Raw genomic sequence first — 18,969 nt, 5'->3', positions numbered from 1 at the left:
CTCAGAGTGCCGGAGCCGTCGACCCCCGTACGATCAGCTCGGTGGCGAGTTCGACGTGGTGAGAATCGATCTTCTCCCCGGCCGCCAGTCGCAGCGCCGTACGCACGGCGACGCCGCCCATCTCGCGCAGCGGCTGGCGGACGGTGGTCAGCGGCGGTGAGGCCATCCGGGCGAGCTGGGTGTCGTCGAAGCCCACGATGCTGAGCTCCTCCGGGATGCGCAGGCCTCGCGCGCGGGCGGCCTCCATGATCCCGAGGGCCGTCTCGTCGCTGCCCCCGAAGATCGCCGTCGGCGTCTGGGCCAGGTCGAGCAGGGCCGCGCCGTTGACCACGCCGTCGTGGTAGCGGAAGTGCCCCGCCCGTACGTAGCCGGGGGGCACGGGCACCCCCGCCGCCTCCATGGCGGCGCGGTAGCCGTGCATCCGCGCCTGGTTGCAGGCCGCGGTCGCCGGCCCGCCGACGTAGGCGATGCGCCGGTGCCCCAGGGAGAGCAGGTGCTGGGTCGCGGCGAGGCCGCCGGCGAAGTTGGTGGAGCCGATGCTGGTCACGCGGGTGCGCGGCAGGTTCAGCGGGTCGATCAGGACCAGTGGCAGGCGGGCCCGGGACAGGGCGGCCAACTGCGGGGAGGTCAGTTCGCTGGTCACGGCGATCAGCGCCCGCCGCCCGGCGGAGATCAGGTCGCGCGCCCACGCGGCGGTACGGTCCTCACCCCGCCGGATGCTGAGGACGACCCCGACGCCGACCTCGGCCCCGGCTTCGACCGCGCCTTGGATGATCTCGGTGGAGTACGCGGTGAAGTCCGTGTCGAACTGCACTTCGATCGTGGCGCACGCGGTCGCCTCGACGCGGCGCGGTGCCGGGGCGACGTAGGCGTGCTGCTGCAGCAGCGACTGCACCAGCGAGCGGGTCGCCGGGGCGACGTCGCTGCGGCCGTTGAGCACCTTGGAGACGGTCGCGACGGACACGCCGGCCGAGGCCGCGACGGTGGCCAGCGTGGCCCGCCTAGGACTGTCCGGCATCTCGGCCCTCCTGTTCGCCCATGGCAGGGCTCACCTCCACGGGCGTGACGAGCCGCCGGCCCCGTCCGACGACCCGCAGCGGGCCGGTCAGCCGTACGACGGCGCGGCACGGCAGGTCGGCCGCGGACGTGCCGACGAGCACCTCGAGGTCCCCGGGCTCGACGATCCGCCGCAGGTCACGGCCGGTGAAGGCGGTCCGGTCCGCGTGCACGCGGAACCGCACCTCCGCGCTCGTACCGGCCTCCAACCGCACCCGCGCGAACCCGGCCAACTGCCGCACCGGCCGGGTGACCTGGGCGAGAACGTCATGCAGGTACAACTGGACGACCTCCTCACCCGCTCTGCCGCCGGTGTTCCGGACGCGGACCGACACGGTGAACTCGCCGTCGGTGGGCACCTCGGCGTCGCTGACGCGCAGGTCCCCGACCTCGAAGGAGGTGTAGGAGCTGCCGTATCCGAACGGGAACAGCGGCGTCGGGTCGAGGTTGCTGATGCCGTGGCTGTTCGCGCCCAGCGGCGGCTGCAGGTAGGTGCCCGGCTGCCCGCCCGGCCCGCGGGGGATCTGCACGGGCAGCTTGCCACCGGGCTGGACCCGGCCGGAGAGCACGCCGGCGATCGCCGCGGCGCCTTCCTCGCCGGGCATGAACGCCTGCACGAGCGCGGCGGCCCCGGCGTGCACCTCACCCAGCGCGTACGGACGGCCCGAGACGACGACCACGACGACCGGTGTCCCCGTGGCGGCGAGGCCGGCCAGCAGGTCCTCCTGCACCCCGGGCAGCCGGAGATCTTCGGCGTCGCAGCCCTCGCCCGAGGTCCCGTGCCCGAACAGGCCCGCCAGGTCGCCCACGACGGCGATGCACAGGTCCGCCTCGCGAGCCGCGGCCGTCGCGGCGGCGAAGCCCGAGCGGTCCTCGCCCCGCACGTCGCAGCCGCGTTCGTGGACGATCTCGGCCTGCGGCAGCTCGGTCCGCAGGGCGTCGAGCAGGCTGGGCGCGTCGACGCCGAGCCCGAGGCCCGGGTAGCGGGGCAGGACGTGGTTGGGGAAGGCGTAGCACCCCATGAAGGCACGCGGCTCGGCCGCGGAGGGTCCGACGACCGCGATGCGGCGCGGCTCCGTTCCGTCCAGGGGCAGCGTGGTGCCGCCGTCGAGCAGGATGATGGACCGCTCGGCCAGCTCGCGGGCCAGCGCCCGGTTGGCCGGGGAGTCCAGGTCCACGGCGGCCGCCGCGGACACCGAGCCTTCGGGCGTCCAGTCCTGGTCGAGCAGCCCCTGTTCCGCCTTCTGGGTGAGCAGGCGGCGCGCCGCCCGGTCCACCAGGGATTCCGGCAGCTCGTCCCGCCGCACCCGCTCGACCAGGTGCCCGCCGAAGCCGAGGGTGTCGGGGAGTTCGACGTCGATGCCCGCGGTGAGCGCCAGGACGCCGGCCTCGTCGGTGTCGGCGGCGACCTCGTGCATGGTCGCGAGGAACGGGACGGCCCAGTAGTCCGAGACGACGGTCCCGGTGAATCCCCACTCCTCGCGCAGCAGGTCGGTCAGCAGCCAGGTGTCGGCCGCGGCCGGGACGCCGTCCACGTCGGAGTAGGAGTTCATCACCGAACGCGCGCCGCCCAGAACGATGGCCGTCTCGAACGGAGGCAGGATCATGTCCATCAGCTCGCGGCGGCCCATCGGGACGGGACCGTGGTTGCGGGCCGCGCGCGAGGCCGAGTATCCGGCGAAGTGCTTGAGGGTGGCGATGATCCCGGAGCTCTCCAGGCCACGGACATAGGCGGAGCCGAGCATCGAGACGAGATAGGGATCCTCGCCCATCGTCTCCTCGACCCGGCCCCAGCGGTAGTCACGCACGACGTCCAGCACGGGGGACAGGCCCTGGTGCACGCCCACGGCCCGCATGTCCCGCCCGATGGCGGCGGCCATCCGCTGCACGAGCTCGGGGTCGAACGTCGCGCCCCACGCGATCGCCGCGGGATAGACGGTCGCGCCGTAGGTCGTGAACCCGGTGAGGCACTCCTCATGCACCAGCGCCGGAACGCCGAGCCGGGAGCGTTCGACGACCACGTGCTGGAGCCGGACGACCTCCGCGGCGCCGTCCGGCGCGGTCACCGGCGCGCTGCCGAAGACGCGGGTCAGGTGACCGAGCCCGTGACGGCTCGCCTCCTCAAGGGGGATGGTCCCGGACGCGGCGAACACGTCCTGCATGGGAGCCACATTGATGCTCGCCTCAGGGTCGGGATCAGGCTGGTCGGTGACGCGCATGTCGTTGCCGACCCACCGGCTGCCGAGCTGGCCGACCTTCTCCTCCAGGGTCATCTCCGCAAGGAGGGCCTCGACGCGCTCGGCCACCGGCAGGGTTCGGTCCTGCCACGGGCGCAGGATCCGGTCCGCCGCGGGGGTCCGATCTACAGCTGTCATCTGGCGCTCTCCTTAGTCCCGCAATTGTTTCGCAATGTTTCGACGCCGTCGAATGATCTTTACGCGTAGGGGTCGCAGGCGGATTACTGGGTCTTGACACGTCAACAGCCGAAATCTAGATTGACGGCCGCGCGGTCATTTCGCAAATGTTTCGAGAACCTACTTATGGGCGGGTTGGAGGAGAGGCATCCGGGGGTGCTGATCCACGACCGCCGGCCACCGCATCCGATGATCAACGAGCCGCGGCGCAGCCCCCGGCATTCGAGTACGGAGATCAGCGTGGAGTCCAGGAACACCTCTCGCCGCACCTTCCTCAGCCTCTCGATGGGCCTGCCCCTGGGCGCCGCGCTCGCCGCCTGCGGCAGCTCCGGCCCGACCCGCCCCGGTACCGCCAGCGGTGGTGGCGCCAAGGCCACTTATTGGTATCTCTCCACACAGCCGCAGGAAGGCATCCGCACCGCCGCCATGGAGCGGTTCAACAAGGCCAACCCCAACGGCCAGATCACCGGGACGACCTTCCAGAACGACGCCTTCAAGACGAAGATCAAGACGGCGATCGGGGCCGGCCAGGCGCCCACCATCATCTGGGGCTGGGGTGGCGGCGGCCTGCGCAGCTACGTACAGGCCGGCCAGGTCGAGGACCTCACGTCGTGGTTCGGGCAGAACGCCGCGGTCAAGGACCGGTTGTTCCCGTCCTCGTTCGGGGCCGCGACGGTGGACGGCAAGATCTACGCGATGCCGTGCGAGACCGTGCAGCCGATCGTCCTGTACTACAACAAGAAGCTCTTCGAGCAGATCGGCGCCCAGCCGCCCCAGTCATGGGGCGACATCATGGACCTGGTGCCCAAGTTCAACGCCAAGGGCATCGCGCCGTTCTCCCTCGGCGGGCAGTCCCGCTGGACGAACATGATGTGGCTGGAGTTCCTCTTCGACCGCATCGGCGGCTCCGAGGTGTTCCAGGCCGTGTTCGACGGTCAGAAGGACGCCTGGTCCAACCCGGCCGCCATCGACGCCCTGACCAAGATGCAGGCCCTGATCAAGGCCAACGGGTTCATCAAGGGCTTCTCCTCGATCACCGCTGACTCCAACGCCGACCAGGCGCTGCTGTACACCGGCAAGGCCGCGATGATGCTCCACGGCGGCTGGACGTACGGGAGCATGTCCGCCGACGGCGGCGACTTCGTCTCCGGTGGCAGCCTCGGCTACATGAACTTCCCGCCGGTCGACGGCGGCAAGGGCGATCCCAGCGACACGGTCGGCAACCCCGGCCAGTACATGTCGATCTCCTCCAAGGCGAGCCCGGAGCAGAAGGAGATCGCCAAGAAGTTCTTCGCCTCGGTGCTCTCGGACGAAGAGGTCAAGGCGTGGGTCGGCGTCGGTTCGGTGCCGATCGTCAAGGGCGCTGACAGTGCGTTCGGCTCCTCGAAGGACGCGGAGTGGCTGAAGTTCGTCTACGGCATCGCCAGCAATGCCAAGACGTTCGCCCAGTCCTGGGACCAGGCGCTCAGCCCCACGGCGGCTGAGGTGCTGCTCGACAACATCGCCAAGCTGTTCCAGCTGTCGATCTCGCCGCAGCAGTTCACGTCGAACATGAACGCGGTCATCGGCAAGTGACCGCGCTCCCGACCTCCCACGGGCGAGGGACGCCGCAGGCCGACACGCGAGGGGCCCGCAACGGGTCCCTCGCGTGGCTGACCGTTCCGGCTCTGGTGTTCTTCGTCGGCTTCGGGGTCGTCCCGCTGCTCGGGGTCCTCATGCTCAGCTTCACCACCTGGGACGGGATCGGCGACATCCACTTCTCGGGCTTCACCAGCTGGCAGGCCGTCCTCGCCGACCCCGGCCTGCCGCACGCGCTGTATGTGACGTTCCTGATCATGGCCCTGTCCTGGTTGGTGCAGACACCGGCGAGCATCCTGCTCGGGGTGTTCCTGGCCGGCGCCCAGCGCTACCGCGCGCTGCTGTCGGTGCTGTACTTCATCCCGCTCCTGCTCAGCTCGGCGGCCATCGCCATCACCTACAAGGCGCTGCTCGACCCCAACTTCGGGCTCGGCGCCGGACTGAAGATCGGGCTGCTCACCCAGGACTGGCTCGGCCGGCCCGTCCTCGCCGTCGGCGTCGTGGTCTTCGTGGTGTCCTGGCAGTTCATCCCGTTCCACTCGCTGATCTATCAGGGCGGCGTACGGCAGATCCCGCGGTCGATGTACGAGGCCGCCGAGCTGGACGGCGCGGGGCGGATCCGCAAGTTCTTCAGCATCACCTTGCCGCAGCTGAAGTACACGATGATCACGTCCTCGACCCTCGTGGTCGTCGGCTCGCTGACCTTCTTCGACCTGATCTTCGTGCTGACCGCGGGCGGTCCGGGCGACGCCACCCGGGTGCTCGCCCTGGACATGTACAAACGGGGATTCCAAGCCAACCTCATGGGCCCGGCCAGCGCGATCGCCCTCATCCTCGTCTTCGTGGGCCTCGCCCTCTCGCTGCTGCTCCGCCGGATCGGCGGCGGCAAGTCCGACACCAGCCAGTTGGAAGGGGCCTGACATGGGGACGACCCTGACCACACGCCCTGCGCGGACCAGTGCCCAGCAACCCCGGCACGAACGCCGCACGGTCGCCCGCCACTGGAACTGGCTGGGCGGCGTGACCGGGTGGCTCTGGCTGGTGATCGTGGTGGTGCCCATCTACTGGATCGTCATCACCAGCTTCAAGACACAGAGCAACTACTACGCGACCAACCCGCTGGCGCCGCCAGCGGAGCCGACCCTGGCCAGCTACCGGATGGTCATCGAGTCCGACTTCGTGCAGTACTTCGTCAACAGCCTCATCGTCACCATCGGCGCGGTGGTCCCCGCGGTGACCGTCTCCTTCATGGCGGCCTTCGCGATCGTGCGGGGCGGCTCCGGCCGGTATCTCCGGTCGGTGAACTCCTTGTTCCTCATGGGCCTGGCCATCCCCCTGCAGGCGACGGTCATCCCGATCTACCTGATCATCATCCGGCTGCACCTCTATGACACCCTGCTGGCGATGATCCTGCCGTCGATAGCCTTCGCGATCCCGCTGTCGGTGCTGGTCCTGTCCAACTTCATCCGCGACGTCCCCAAGGAGTTGTTCGAGTCGATGCGGCTGGACGGCGCCAGCGAGTGGGGGACACTCTGGCGCCTGGCGTTCCCCCTGTCCCGGCCGGCCGTGGTGACGGTGACGATCTACAACGCCCTGACGATCTGGAACAACTTCCTGCTGCCGCTGATCCTCACGCAGAGCCCGGACAAGCGGACCCTGCCGCTGGCTCTCTGGTCCTTCCAGGGCCAGTACAGCATCAACGTGCCGGCGGTGCTCGCCTCGGTCGTCCTCACCACCCTGCCGATCCTGACCCTGTACGTGGTGGGCCGCCGCCAGCTCCTCAGCGGCCTGATGGCCGGGTTCGGCAAGTGACCATCACTTTTTGTCCGGCGCGCGGCGCGTCCAGGAACTGCGCGATCCGCGCCGCGCCGGTGTGGGCGAGCCAGGTGCGGAAGTCCAGCAGCCCGGGGTGCAACCGGCGGGCGAGGGAGATGTCGGCGCGGTAGCCGCGTTCGTTGAGCCACTCGCAGGCGTACCCGACATCCTCGCCGGCCTGCCGGATCACCGTGAAGGCCCGCGCGGTGAACAGGCCGAGGTCGTCCACCGCCATTCGCTCACCACGTTCACCGGCAGTACCTCGCTGTCGTGCCGGCCCGCGCCGGTGCGGCCGCCGGGTCTCGGGTCGGCGCCCGGACCCGTCAGCCGTCGGCGAGCAGCCGCTTCGTCACCGCGCGGCCCTGCAGACCGGTCCCCCCCACCACCAGGCCCCCCGTTTCTGTGGCGTTACAATATGGAGGACCACCCCATTTGGCACCCCGGCTGGAGGAACCCGTGTCCTACCCCAGCACCGGACGGTCGCCCCGCGCTGACGCGCGCCGCAACCACGACCGGATCCTCGCCGCGGCCGGAGCCGCCATCGCCCAGTACGGGGCCGAGGCCTCCCTGGAGGAGATCGCCCGGCGCGCCGGGGTCGGCTCGGCCACCTTGCACCGGCACTTCCCTTCGCGTCAGGCGCTGTTGGAGGCCGTCTTCCGGGACCGGGTGGCCGAGCTCTGCGCGAAGTCGCGGGACCTGGCCGCCGACCTCGACCCCGGGCCCGCGCTGGTCGCCTGGCTCCGTGCCGTCGCCGCGCACGCCACCGCCAACCGGGGGCTGGCGGCGTCACTGATCCGCGGTGCCCACGAGGGCGACCCGGCCTGGGGCGCCACCTGTCACACCATGATCGTGAACGCCGGCGACGAACTCCTCGCGAGCGCGCGCCGGGCAGGCGCAGTACGCCCCGACATCGCCATCGCCGATCTGCTCAAACTCGTCAACGCCATCTCCCTGGCCGTCGAACAGGAACCCGACGGCACGGCCGAGGCGGACCGGCTGCTCGCCCTCGCCATCGATGGCGTGCACCTGCGGAAAGATGCGCGCCAGGATCTCATTCCGGATGCCGGACTGGAATTGCGGTAAACTTAAGTGACCGAGGACATCTCGTGCGTTGGCATTCAGGTCAGCGTCGCCCACGGCGATCGACCATTCGCGGGTTCATTCGAGGCCTGGGCAGGCCCGGCCACCATGACGCCAACGCGGGAGAACATCATGACCATCACTCACACCATCCCGCTTCCCAGGGCCGGCCGAAAATCGGCCGAGACCACGGTCCACCTGGCCGGCGAGATCGACATCTTCACCAGCAAGGCGCTGCGCCAGAGCCTGATGGCCGCCCTGCTGACGAGCACCAGCACGCTCATCATCGACCTGTCGGAGGTGTCGTTCTGCGACACCGTCGGCCTGGGCATCCTGGTCGGCATCCAGCACCGGGCCCGGGCGCAGGGCGTCACACTCGTCCTGGCCGGTCCACGCCCGCACATGATCAGCCTCCTGCACGTGTCCGGCCTGGACCGCAGCCTGCCGATCGCGCTGTGACCCGCTACGCGCAAGGGGCCACCGAAGTCGGTGGCCCCCGTTGTGTCAGTCGGCGAGGTAGCTGATCGACTGGACGTCGTACCCTCGGTTGACCGAGCCCTTCAAGTGCATCAGCATGGCGCCGCCATCGTAGGAATAGGCGCAGGAATAGCCCTTCGTCTCCTTCGTGCAGCCCTGGAAGTAGTACGTCACGCCCTTGGGGTCGTACTTGGTGCGGAAGAGCCTGGTGACCACCTTCTGGGTGGCGACCTCGAGGCCGAGGTTGCGGTCGCCCTTCTGCCACGCCGTGAGCAGGTGCTTGGCGACCACCGCCGGCTTGGTTATGAGGCGCGACTGGTAGACCGTGGTCACCTTCGACCCGGAGACGATCATGAGCAGGCCGTTGAGCCCGCCCGGCACCCGGACGCTGGTGTGGATGAACCGGCACGTGTTGCCCGCACAGCCCGCGAACTCGTCGGGTGCGCGGTAGACGTACGAGAAGATCGACTTGACCGCCGAAGGCGTGGCCACCTTCGCGGCCGCCGCGCGGTCGCGCCGCAGCCATGCGTGGAACAACGTGTTGGACACCTTCGCCGGAGTGGCCGCCGGGGCCGCCGTGTTCGCGTTCGCGCTCGCCGGAGAGGATGTGACCAGCAGCGCGGCGACCGCGGTCGCCGCGCCCGCACCGAATAACCATCGTCGTGACATACCGGGACGCTAACGACACCCGCTTGCACAGAGGTTGACGCGCGCTTGGTGGGAGAGCACGGCCATCATCCGCGGGTGGGTCGCGGAGCGAGCCAGTGGCGGGTGAGGTCGCGGATGGCTTCGCGCCATGGCTGGGGTTGGTCGCCGGAGGAGATCGCGTCGCCGGCACTGTGCAGGATGGCGAACAGGAAGGTGGCCGCGATCTCGGGGGATACGGGGCGGAAGACGCCCTCTGCCACGCCGCGGTCCAGCACCCTCGCGATGGCGGTGATGATATCGAGGCTGTCGTCGACGGGCGGGCTGACGGCCGTGTGAAAGATGGCCTGGTGCAGGCCGCCGGGCTGGGCGATGGAGTTGAGGGCGGCATCGCATTCGGCGTCGACGGTGGCCCACCAGTCGATCGGGTCGGTGGTTTCGGCGAGTTGCCGGAACCGGTCCACGTAGTTGCGCAGGACCCGGTCCCGGACGGCGACCAGCATCTCTTCCCAGGAGGAGAAGTAGACGTAGAAGGTCCCCTTGGCCGAACCCGCTTCAGCCGTCACGGCCTGGACCCAGTTGGTCACTTGCTGGCCGGACTCCAGGAGCCGGATGGCGGCGTCGATCAGCTCGCCGCGCCTGGCCTCGGGAGAAAGACGCCGACGACTCCTGGAAGTGACCACGGCGACAGGCTAACCGAACGTCAGCGGCAAGTCAGACCGCGCCTCTGTGGGAGATGCGGAGTTCGCTGACTCCGCGCAGGTTGAGGTGCTCGCGGTAGGGCGGCGGGTCGGCGATGAGCCGGGGATCCTGGACGCGTCGGGCGAATCCGGCCAGGGCCAGGCGGCCTTCCAGCCTGGCCAGCGGCGCGCCGAGGCAGAAGTGCGGGCCGAAACCGAAGGACAGGTGACGCGCCTGGGTGCGGTGCGGGTTGAAGCTGTCCGGGTCCGGATTCGCTTCCGGGTCCCGTTGGGCTGAGGCCAGCAGGAGGATGATCATGCTGAGCTTGGGGACGTCCACCTCTCCGATGCGCATGTCCTCGGCGGCGATTCGGGCGGTGAGCTGGACAGGCGGGTCATAGCGCAGAATTTCCTCGACGACCGCGGGTGCCAGGTTCGGATCGGCGCTGAGCGCGGTGAGGTGGCGGGGGTGCCGTAGGAGGGTCAGCACGCCGTTGGCGATGAGGTTGACCGTCGTTTCGTGGCCGGCCACCAGCAGCAGCACGATGGTGGAGACGAGTTCGTCGTGGCTGAGCGCGTCCGCGCCGTCCTTGGCCGCGAGGAGGTCGGAGATCAGGTCGTCCTGGCGTGGGCTCGTGCGCCTTTCGGCGATGAGCTCGTTGACGTACCTATGCATTTCGGTCATTCCAGGCACCCACTCCGGCGTCTCGCCGTCGCTGCCGGTGGCCGACAGGCCGTCCACCAGGCGGGTGAGCTGGGCGGACCACCGCTGGAACAGCGGCTCGTCCGCCACCGGGACGCCGAGCATGCGGCAGATCACCGCCACCGGCAGCGGGTAGGCGAAGTCGTGGAGCACGTCGAATGTGTCACGTTCTAACGCCCGGTCGAGGAGATCGTCTACCAACCGGGTGATGTACGGCTCCATCCGGGCGACGGTGCGGGCGGTGAACGCGCTGCTGGCCAGCCGCCGCAACCGCGTGTGGTCCGGCGGATCCTGGGAGAGGAACCAGGGCTGGTGCACCGAAGACGGCGCGTCGGGGGGATAGAGGAGGTCCGCCTGGTCGCCGCCGCGCCGCCAGCGCTCCGCGCTGAGTCGCGGGTCCCGGAGCAAGGTCTCGCACTCGTGGTATCCGGCCACCACCAAGGTCGTCATCTCCTCGATCCACACCGGGCCGCCGAGGTCGCGGAGATCGGCGTAGATCGGGTACGGGTCGGCTCTCGACGCCGGGTCGAGCAACTTGCCGATCAGCTGAGAGCCGGACATTTTCTTGTCGTGCGCCTCTGACATCTACGCTCCCTGGGTGCGTGGTTAATGACCTCAGGTCATTAGTAATTGACCTGAGGTCAATATGTCAAGGTGGCGCGGTCGCAGGAGTGGAAGGAGGGCGCTACGTACGATGGCGGTCGCCGCCGCGCTGGTGCTGGCGGCGGCGACCGCCATGATCATTCGCGCCGGCGATCCCGGCTGAGCGAGGAGCCCGCACGGCTCCCCGCTCAGGGCTACGGGGTCAGCGGACGGAGACGTCGTTGAAGACGTTGATGGCGCCGTCACCGTGGTTCGCCGACTTCGCGACGATGTCGGTGGGGGCGTTGTTGGCGAAGGCGCGGTGGCTGTAGGCGCCGATGATGTAGCCCCAGCCCCGGCTCAGCTGCAGGTCCTGCAGCCAGGGGCCGCCGCTGGCGCCGTGGTGCATGTCGCAGTTGATCTGGATCAGGTCGTCGAAGGTGCCGACGCGGCTGGTGTTGCCGAAGCAGTACCACAGGTCGTTGCCGGTGAAGTCGGTGCGCTGGTAGCCGTCCTGCGGGAAGCCGAAGGTGTTGACGCCGGTCCACGCCTGGCCCTGGTTGAACTTGTAGCCCTGCGAGCCCGTCCAGTCCTGCAGGTTGCCGTGGGCGGGTTGCGCGTTGAACGCGATGGCGGCGACGTCATAGTGCAGGTTGCCGCTGTTCTGCCAGCCGACGGTGGTGTTGGCGTACTTCCATGTCCACCGGCCCCACGGCTCAAGGTTGTTGTCGGCGTCGGGGACGAAGATGAAGTTGCTGAAGTAGTTGCCGGAGCCGCCGCCTCCGGCGTGGATGCAGTGGCCGGCCGTCCACACCGTGCCCCTGTTGCCGGCGTTGATGACGCTGCCGCTGCAGTAGCCGCCGGTGCCGTTGTTGCGCGTGTAGTAGATCTTGCCGATGGTGATGGCGGGCATGCTGTACTGCCGCCCCCAGCGTTCGGCGCGCTGGCCGGCCAGCAGGCCGGTCTTCGGGCTCGCCGGCGGGCTGAGCTTCCTCGTGGGCAGCGAGCCCTCGGAAGCCTTGCCCGGCAGGACGTTCTCGACCTGCTCCTGAGCCTGCTTGGCGTCCATCACCGGCACCGGTTCCGGTGTGGCCGCGCTCATGCGTTCCTTGGTCCAGAAGTCGAGCAGGCTCTGGGCGCGGGCCTTGTTCGCCACCCCCGTCGCCGGGGCGGATGGCTTCTCCGCCGCGGCGGACGCCTGTGTGGAGGCGGTCGCGCTCATCCCCGAGACGGCCAGCAACGTGGCTAAGACGATTGCGGCGTGCCTTGAGCGTGGCTGCATGATCTTCCTTTCTGAAAGCGAATTCGACGAACTTTTACATATTGAGTACGGATTCGCCGGTTGGGAAGAGTAATGTTCTTGATTTTTGCGGGCGAATTGGCCCTTTGCGCGCCACGTGATAGGGAAAGGCGATCGGCGGGGGTTATCGACGCATGTCAAGTGAATTTCTGCCGTCTTGGTATTACGGCTGAGCTCTATAGCGAGTGCTCGTCAGGTGTGCCTGAAAGGGGCATTTTCCTGGTTGGATAGGGTGCCCATCGGCGGGTTATGGGTCCGAGCGCGATGGGATAAGTCCGGCGCGATTATGCGCTCGGTGCCGTCTCGGGCGCTGCCATATGGGGGGATAAGAGCTAGCCTGTTATCCCGTAATTGACGTAGTCGCCCGGTCGGCCAGCGACCTCCGAGGGGCGTCAGGAGTGGACGGCGCGGATCTCTGTGACGGTGAACTCGTCGACGATGTGCTGGTTCTGCAGCAGGAACCCGACCATGCCCGCCACCGCCTCCGAACCCAGACCGGCCCGTATCTGTCCGCTCAGGAGGTAGACCAGGGGAGTCGACGGCTGGTCGAGCGCGAAGCGGCGGCCATGGCGGTGCACGTCGTGCAGGGCCCTGATCGGGATGGGCCGCGCCGAGGTGAACCAGACCGCGACCTCCCACAGCGGCAACGCCGGATCGGCTTCGGCCGAGAGCTCATAGCATGAGACGCATCCGTGCCCGGCGTGCTGCCCGTGCGGGCAGGTCCATTGGGCGATGTCGGCCCGGCTCTGATCGTGGCTGCTCAGGATCGCCGACTCGGTCACGCGACGGCGCGCCGATCGCGGCGGGTCTCCGAAAGGGGGAGAGTAGTCGTTGGCGATGATCGGGTCCCTTCACTGCCACATTCCGATCTATCGAGACTAGCTCCCGGGCGACCACATCACCCCACCGCACGGCGCCGCCACGCCCGCGGGCACGACCAGGTCGAAACCCTGCTCGCCGCCTGCCCGCGGGCGTGACCGGCCTTCACCGCGTCGGCGTCTCAGTCCGTCGAGAGGGGTCGCCGGCTCTCCAGGTCGGGCAGGAGCACCGTGCTCTCCTGCTCGCGCGGGTCGGTGCGGGCGAGGACCACTTCGGCGGGCTGACTGTCACTGAGGTTCACGGGCATGTGCGGGGTGCTGGCGGGGATGTAGATGAACTCCCCTTGGCGTGCTTCGAGGTAGTGCTGCAGGTCGTCGCCGTACCAGGCGCCGACGGCTCCCTTGATGACGTAGATGGCGGTCTCGTGATGGTCGTGCTTGTGGGCTCGGCCACTGCCGGAGGGAGGGATGGTCTGCAGGTGCATGCAGATGTTGCGCGCGCCCACGGTCTCGGCGGCGATGCCGGCGAAGAACTGGAGGTGCTGTTTGCCCTCGTACATCAGGGCGGAACGGATGACTCGGCAGTGGCCGTCCGGCTGCGGGGGGTGCTCCACGTCTGCTCCTCAGAGTCGGCCGAAGATCAGGTTGCCGGGCGCGTCCGGGTCGGTGCTGTGGTAGAAGTCGCGCTGCGCGGCGTGGATCTCGCTGATGTCGAGCTGCCCGCTGCCGTCGGTGTCGAGCCGGTCGAACACCTCGCGCCGCTCGTCGTCGGGCAGGGAGGAGATGCCGGGGATGGCGGCGAACTCCTGGAAGGAGATCTGGCCGTCGCCGTCGGTGTCGCAGACGGTGAGGACGGACTCCGCGATCCGACCGGCCGTCGCCGCGTAGCCGCTCGTGCGGAACTCCTCGCCGGTGAGGTAGGCGGTGAACTCCGCGCGCGTGAGCTGCCCGTCGCTGTCGCTGTCGGCGCTGTGGATCAGGGCGTTCCACATGCTCGCGTAGGCGGCCACCACGTCCCGGCCTTTGGCGGAGTCGATCGGCACGCCGAACGCCGCCAGGAATCTCGTGGCCGCGATCTGGAAGTCGTCCCTGGTGAGCACATTGTCGGCGTCGGCGTCGAACAAGGTGAATCTCTTGTCGAATTTCCGGGCGAGAACGTCGGGTACGGCGAAGGACACGGCTCTCCTCCATGGGGTGGGTGTATGGGCACCCGCACATTAACACTACTTAAAGTTATCAACAATTACCCTTTGTGATTGACCCAGCGCTCTCGCTCATCTCCAAGGGTTGAGTGGCATGATCATGGCGATGCGCCTTGGCGGGTCGGTTTCAAGGAGGTTGCCTTAATAAGGCAGGCGACTTAGGGTGAGTCGGGTCAAGTTCCCGAGCTGGAGGACACGATGACTGCTGAGGCGATCCCAGACTTTCCCTTCGATCGGGCCACGGCCCTGGAGCCTCCGTCGGAGCTGGCCGAGCTCCGTGAGCAGTGCCCGGTGGCGCACGTCCGGCTGCCCAGCGGGGACACCGCCGCCCTGGTGACCCGCTATGACGACGCCAGAGCGGTGATGGCGGACCCGCGTTTCAGCCGCAACCTTCGCAGAGAGGGCGCCGCCCGGCTGTCCACCACGAAGGACGGCGGGCTGTTCAGCCGGCGCCGGATGGGCAGCGAGGACATCAGCGAAGGGCAGGGGCACCTGCGATGGCGGCGGCTGCTCAGCCGCTCGTTCACGGTCCGCCGGATGGAGGTGTGGCGTCCCAGGATCCAGGCGATGACCGACGAACTGCTGGACTCCCTCGTGGCCAAGGGTTCCCCGGGGAACCTGTCGGCCGGGCTGGGCCTGCCGCTGCCGGTGCGCGTCATCTGCGCGCTGGTCGGAGCGCCCAGCGAGGATCAGGACAAGTTCGCCCACTGGTCGCGCACCATGCTGACCCTGACGCGTAACACCCAGGAAGAGGTCGACGAGGCGTACCAGGGCTTCAACGAGTACGTCTCAGACCTGGTCGACCGGAACCGGGCGAACCCGGGAGACGACCTGCTCAGCGAGCTGACGCAGATCTCCGACAGCGAGGACGGCCGCCTCAGCCATGCCGAGCTCATCGCCACCGTACGCGGGCTGCTGCTCGCCGGGCATGAGACGACCTCCAACATGATCGCGATCATGGCGGCGATGCTGCTCTCCGAGCGCGAGCGCTTCGAGGCGGTCATCGACGACCCCGAGCTGATCCCGGGCACGGTCGAGGAGGTTCTGCGTCTGGACAGCACGCTGTCCGCGATCGGCGGGGTGCCCCGGTTCATCACCGAGGGCGTGAACCTGAGCGGAGTGGAGGTGCCCGCGGGGACGACCGTGATCCCCAACACGCCCTCCGCCAACCGGGACCCGCGCAAGTTCCCCGAGCCCGAGCGGTTCGACCCGCGCCGGGAGAACAACCAGCACCTCACTTTCGGCGCCGGCCCGCACTTCTGCCTCGGCCAGCCCCTGGCCAGGATGGAACTCCAGGTCGTGCTGGGCACCCTGGCCCGGCGGCTGCCGAGCCTGCGGCTGCGGGACGCCCCCGAGGACCTTCAGCTCCGTACTGGAGGGATCTCCGGCGGGCTGCAGGACGTCTGGGTCACCTGGTGACCGGGATCATGAAGGTCAGCGTCGATCAGGACCTGTGCTGCGCCAGCGGGTTGTGCGTGATGAAGGCCGACCGGGTCTTCGACCAGCGCGAGGAGGACGGCGTCGTCATCGTGCTGGACGAGGCGCCACCGCTGGATCAACACGAGGCGGTCCGCGCCGCCGCCGCGGCGTGCCCCACCTTGGCCATCCAGTTGTCGGAGTGACGTCAGGGCGACTCCGGCGCGCTGACCGGGGCCAGCCACAGCCCGGTTATCGCGTCGATCAGCCCGGTCGCGGCGCCGTCCCATGTCGGGTGCGGCGTGGCCGTGCCCTCGTGCAGCGCGCGTTCCCGCTCGGCGCACATGTGCACCAGCAGATGGCGGATCATGTCGCTGCGTTCGCGTCGTACCTGCTCGGGCAGGGCGGGTACGAGCCGGGAGATCCCCTCGAGGGTCTGCCGCAGCGACGGCGAGGTGATCGTGTCGTCGGTGACGAGCTGGCGGAGGGCGGGGTCGGTGGTGATCTGGGCGGCGAACCGGGCGTACCAGGTCGGATTGCCCAGGTCGGCGAGGTGGCCGGTGACGGGGCGTACGAGGCAGGCGATCCACTCGTGCAGGCCGGACGCCTCGGTGAGCGTCGCGAGCATCTCGGCGCGGCGCCGCTCCATCGGCGCGGAGTGCCGGCGGACGATCGCGAGCACGACATCGGTCTTGGTGCCGATGTGGTATCCGACCGCGGAGTTGTTGGCCTGTCCCGCCGCCTCGCTGATCTGCCGGCTGGACACGGCCGCCACGCCGTGCTCGGCGAACAGCCGCTCGGCGGTCGTCAGGAGCAGCTCGCGGGTCTCGCCGCCGCGATCGGGCCTGGTCGTGGTCACCATCACCTTCCCACGGTAGTGGCAGCAACCTAGAGTGACCGCCTCGATTAAGTCAACTGCTTGACTCGATTGAGGCGGTCACCTTACGGTTATCCCGGCCGCCGCCTGATTCCGCAGATCACCGAGTGGACCGCGTACCCCATTCCGCAACGATCGAGACAGGACGTCGATGACGACGGTGGTCCCCGGGACCCAGAAACAGGCGCCGAGCAGTGGCCTGACAGTGGCCGTGCTGGCGTTCGCCGGCATCGTGGTCGCGCTCATGCAGACCCTGGTCATACCGCTGATCCCGCAGCTCCCCACGCTGCTGCACGCCTCCCCGTCGAACACTTCATGGGCCATCACCGCCACCCTGCTGGCCGGCGCCGTGGCCACTCCGGTGTTCGGGGGGCTGGGCGACATGTTCGGCAAGCGGCGCATCTTGGTGCTCTGCCTGGGGCTGCTGGTGGTCGGGTCGGTCGTCTGCGCGCTCAGCGACTCGCTGACCCCGATGATCGTGGGCCGGGCCCTGCAGGGCGCGGCGGCCGGTGTCATCCCGCTGGGCATCAGCATCATGCGTGACGAACTACCCGCCGAGAAGCTCGGTTCGGCGATCGGGCTGATGAGCTCCTCGCTGGGCGTGGGCGGCGCGCTGGGTCTGCCCAGTGCCGCGCTCCTCGCGGAGCACATCGGCTGGCATGTGCTGTTCTGGGTCTCGGCGGGGCTCGGTGCCGTGGTCGCCGTCCTGGTGGTGGCCGTGGTGCCGGAGTCGCCGCTTCGCTCTGGTGGCCGCTTCGACGTGCTCGGGGCGGTCGGGTTGTCGGCCGGACTGGTGTGCCTGCTGCTGCCGATCTCCAAGGGCGGCGACTGGGGGTGGACGAGCGGCACCGTTCTGGGGCTGTTCGCCGCCGCCGGGGTCATCCTGCTGCTGTGGGGCCGGTGGGAGCTGCGGTCCCCGCGACCGCTGGTGGACCTGCGGATCACCGTCGGCCGCCGGGTGCTGCTGACGAACCTCGCCTCCGTCATGGCCGGCTTCTCGATGTTCGCGATGTCGCTGGTGCTGCCGCAGGTGCTCGGGATGCCGAAGGCCACGGGATACGGCCTCGGTCAGTCGCTGCTGGTGATCGGCCTGTGCATGGCGCCGGGCGGGCTGGTGATGATGGCCACGTCGCCGTTCGCGGCGCGCCTGTCGGCCGCGCGGGGCCCGAAGGTGTCGCTGATGGCGGGCGCGTTGGTGATCGCCATCGGGTACGGCCTGGGCGTCGTGCTCATCGGCGCGGTCTGGGAGATCATCGTGTTCACCTGCGTCATCAGCGCTGGGGTCGGCATCGCGTACGCCGCGATGCCCGCGCTGATCATGTCGGCGGTGCCCGCGTCGGAGACCGGCGCCGCCAACGGGCTGAACGCCCTCATGCGGTCGATCGGCACCTCCACCTCCAGCGCGGTGATCTCGGTCGTGCTGGCCAACATGGTCACCCGCTTCGGCCCCGTCGAACTGCCGTCCCTCAACGGCTTCCGGGTCGCCATGCTCATCGGCTGCGGCGCCGCGCTGGCCGCGTTCCTGATCGCCGCGTTCATCCCTGGTCGGCGCGATGCGGGTAGCCTGGCCTCGGTGGCGGCTGATGCCGCCTCCAGCGCGCGGTGAACTAGAACGAGGTCAGGGAACGGTCATGAAGGTCAGTGCTGGATGACACTCTCCGAGACGGCCGCCACGATCTCTCCCCGCTCCGCACTCGCCAGGGACAAGCTGATGCACACCGCGGAGCGGCTCTACGCGGAGCACGGGTTCGCGAACGTGTCGATCAGGAGGATCGGCGAGGAGGCGGGCCAGCGCAACAAGTCGGTGGTGCAGTATCACTTCAGCACCCGCGACGAGCTCATCCACGCGATCCTGGCCCGCCACATGGCCGCCATCGAGAAGCACCGCATCTCGATGGTGGCCGCGCTCGGCGAGCCGGGCGCGTTGTCCCTCCGGGACTGGATCGCCTGCGTCGTCCAGCCGAGCATCGAACACCACATCGACCTGGGCACGCCGTCCTGGTACGGCCGTTTCCTGGCGCAGACCGTGGTGGAGCCCACTCTGCGCGAGTACACGATCCAGGCGCACCTGAAGATGCCCTCGTTCCGCCGCATCGAAGAGCTCGGTTACCCGTACGGGCCTGACAAGGATCGCGAGCTGGTCGTCCAGCAGGGCGCGATGATCCGGCAGCTCATCGTCCACATGAGCGCCGAACTGGAAGCCGAACTGGCCAACGGCCGAGCCGACCACGCGGCCGCGGAGCGGTCCTGGCGCCGGTTGGGGGACAACCTGATCACGGCCATCTACGGGCTCAGCTCCTCCTTGCTGGGAGAGCGCCGCTAGAGA

General features: G+C 68.9%; 20 protein-coding genes. 9 read left to right on the top strand and 11 right to left on the bottom strand.

The features are described from left to right. Nucleotide 1: 1 nt before the first annotated feature. Nucleotides 2-1,018 carry a substrate-binding domain-containing protein gene (locus tag ACGFNP_RS43800; RefSeq protein WP_358322116.1) on the bottom strand — a complete coding sequence of 339 codons (1,017 nt, stop codon included), beginning with the start codon at nucleotides 1,016-1,018 and terminating at the stop codon, nucleotides 2-4. After that, entirely contained in the window at nucleotides 1,002-3,431 is a 2,430-nt protein-coding gene (locus tag ACGFNP_RS43795) for a glycoside hydrolase family 3 N-terminal domain-containing protein (protein ID WP_393328861.1), read from the bottom strand. Before ACGFNP_RS43795 ends, ACGFNP_RS43800 begins: the two co-directional genes overlap by 17 nt. Nucleotides 3,432-3,626: 195 nt before the next feature. Between ACGFNP_RS43795 and ACGFNP_RS43790 the strand changes: the two genes are divergently transcribed. From ACGFNP_RS43790 to ACGFNP_RS43780, 3 genes are read left to right on the top strand one after another with little or no spacing between them, the layout of a single operon-like run. After that, on the top strand, nucleotides 3,627-5,045 hold the full coding sequence (locus ACGFNP_RS43790) for an extracellular solute-binding protein (RefSeq protein WP_358322110.1): 1,419 nt from the start codon (nucleotides 3,627-3,629) through the stop codon (nucleotides 5,043-5,045). Further along, nucleotides 5,042-5,968, top strand: a complete 927-nt coding sequence (locus ACGFNP_RS43785) for a sugar ABC transporter permease (protein ID WP_358322107.1) — start codon at nucleotides 5,042-5,044, stop codon at nucleotides 5,966-5,968. The genes ACGFNP_RS43790 and ACGFNP_RS43785 overlap by 4 nt, the downstream gene beginning before the upstream one ends. A 1-nt stretch (nucleotide 5,969) precedes the next feature. Next, entirely contained in the window at nucleotides 5,970-6,860 is an 891-nt protein-coding gene (locus ACGFNP_RS43780) for a carbohydrate ABC transporter permease (protein WP_358322104.1), read from the top strand. Here ACGFNP_RS43780 and ACGFNP_RS43775 read toward each other — a convergent pair. Continuing rightward, complete coding sequence (locus ACGFNP_RS43775) at nucleotides 6,829-7,098, bottom strand: hypothetical protein (protein WP_393328859.1); 270 nt, start codon at nucleotides 7,096-7,098, stop codon at nucleotides 6,829-6,831. The genes ACGFNP_RS43780 and ACGFNP_RS43775 overlap by 32 nt on opposite strands. A gap of 221 nt (nucleotides 7,099-7,319) precedes the next feature. Between ACGFNP_RS43775 and ACGFNP_RS43770 the strand changes: the two genes are divergently transcribed. Beyond that, nucleotides 7,320-7,946, top strand: coding sequence for a TetR/AcrR family transcriptional regulator (locus ACGFNP_RS43770; protein ID WP_393328857.1), 627 nt, complete (start codon nucleotides 7,320-7,322; stop codon nucleotides 7,944-7,946). A 129-nt stretch (nucleotides 7,947-8,075) separates the two neighbouring features. Further along, a complete protein-coding gene (locus tag ACGFNP_RS43765) occupies nucleotides 8,076-8,402 on the top strand; it encodes an STAS domain-containing protein (protein ID WP_393328855.1) in 327 nt (108 codons plus the stop codon). Between the two features lie 45 nt (nucleotides 8,403-8,447). Here ACGFNP_RS43765 and ACGFNP_RS43760 read toward each other — a convergent pair whose 3' ends face one another. From ACGFNP_RS43760 to ACGFNP_RS43730, 7 genes are all read right to left on the bottom strand, one after another. Continuing rightward, nucleotides 8,448-9,089 (bottom strand): hypothetical protein, encoded by a 642-nt coding sequence (locus tag ACGFNP_RS43760; protein WP_358322092.1) that lies wholly within the window; start codon nucleotides 9,087-9,089, stop codon nucleotides 8,448-8,450. A 65-nt stretch (nucleotides 9,090-9,154) separates the two neighbouring features. Further along, nucleotides 9,155-9,748, bottom strand: a complete 594-nt coding sequence (locus tag ACGFNP_RS43755) for a TetR/AcrR family transcriptional regulator (RefSeq protein ID WP_393328853.1) — start codon at nucleotides 9,746-9,748, stop codon at nucleotides 9,155-9,157. A gap of 31 nt (nucleotides 9,749-9,779) precedes the next feature. Beyond that, a complete protein-coding gene (locus ACGFNP_RS43750; RefSeq protein WP_358322086.1) occupies nucleotides 9,780-11,033 on the bottom strand; it encodes a cytochrome P450 in 1,254 nt (417 codons plus the stop codon). A gap of 220 nt (nucleotides 11,034-11,253) precedes the next feature. Beyond that, nucleotides 11,254-12,312, bottom strand: coding sequence for a hypothetical protein (locus ACGFNP_RS43745; protein ID WP_358322083.1), 1,059 nt, complete (start codon nucleotides 12,310-12,312; stop codon nucleotides 11,254-11,256). A 410-nt stretch (nucleotides 12,313-12,722) separates the two neighbouring features. Then, on the bottom strand, nucleotides 12,723-13,112 hold the full coding sequence (locus tag ACGFNP_RS43740; RefSeq protein ID WP_393328851.1) for a hypothetical protein: 390 nt from the start codon (nucleotides 13,110-13,112) through the stop codon (nucleotides 12,723-12,725). 218 nt (nucleotides 13,113-13,330) lie between these two features. Then, a complete protein-coding gene (locus tag ACGFNP_RS43735) occupies nucleotides 13,331-13,762 on the bottom strand; it encodes a cupin domain-containing protein (RefSeq protein ID WP_358322077.1) in 432 nt (143 codons plus the stop codon). A 9-nt stretch (nucleotides 13,763-13,771) separates the two neighbouring features. Then, the gene (locus ACGFNP_RS43730; RefSeq protein ID WP_358322074.1) at nucleotides 13,772-14,326 is read right to left on the bottom strand and encodes an EF-hand domain-containing protein; all 555 of its coding nucleotides are present in this window, start codon (nucleotides 14,324-14,326) and stop codon (nucleotides 13,772-13,774) included. A gap of 222 nt (nucleotides 14,327-14,548) precedes the next feature. Between ACGFNP_RS43730 and ACGFNP_RS43725 the strand changes: the two genes are divergently transcribed. Beyond that, nucleotides 14,549-15,769, top strand: a complete 1,221-nt coding sequence (locus ACGFNP_RS43725; RefSeq protein ID WP_358322071.1) for a cytochrome P450 — start codon at nucleotides 14,549-14,551, stop codon at nucleotides 15,767-15,769. Next, complete coding sequence (locus tag ACGFNP_RS43720) at nucleotides 15,766-15,972, top strand: ferredoxin (RefSeq protein ID WP_358322068.1); 207 nt, start codon at nucleotides 15,766-15,768, stop codon at nucleotides 15,970-15,972. The genes ACGFNP_RS43725 and ACGFNP_RS43720 overlap by 4 nt, the downstream gene beginning before the upstream one ends. Before the next feature lie 2 nt (nucleotides 15,973-15,974). Here the strand turns inward: ACGFNP_RS43720 and ACGFNP_RS43715 are convergent, their stop codons facing one another. Then, complete coding sequence (locus ACGFNP_RS43715) at nucleotides 15,975-16,628, bottom strand: TetR/AcrR family transcriptional regulator (RefSeq protein WP_358322216.1); 654 nt, start codon at nucleotides 16,626-16,628, stop codon at nucleotides 15,975-15,977. Nucleotides 16,629-16,794: 166 nt separating this feature from the next. Between ACGFNP_RS43715 and ACGFNP_RS43710 the strand changes: the two genes are divergently transcribed. Both ACGFNP_RS43710 and ACGFNP_RS43705 read left to right on the top strand, forming a co-directional pair. Further along, nucleotides 16,795-18,249: an MFS transporter gene (locus ACGFNP_RS43710; RefSeq protein WP_393328848.1), complete on the top strand. Its 1,455-nt coding sequence runs from the start codon at nucleotides 16,795-16,797 to the stop codon at nucleotides 18,247-18,249. Nucleotides 18,250-18,291: 42 nt separating this feature from the next. Continuing rightward, on the top strand, nucleotides 18,292-18,966 hold the full coding sequence (locus ACGFNP_RS43705) for a helix-turn-helix domain-containing protein (protein WP_358322063.1): 675 nt from the start codon (nucleotides 18,292-18,294) through the stop codon (nucleotides 18,964-18,966). The last annotated feature ends 3 nt before the right edge of the window (nucleotides 18,967-18,969 follow it).

The sequence above is a fragment of the Nonomuraea sp. NPDC049269 genome (genome assembly GCF_043197155.1).
Classification (GTDB): domain Bacteria; phylum Actinomycetota; class Actinomycetes; order Streptosporangiales; family Streptosporangiaceae; genus Nonomuraea.
Note: the sequence above shows the minus strand (reverse complement) of the source record. Positions and strands in the feature narration are given on the sequence as shown.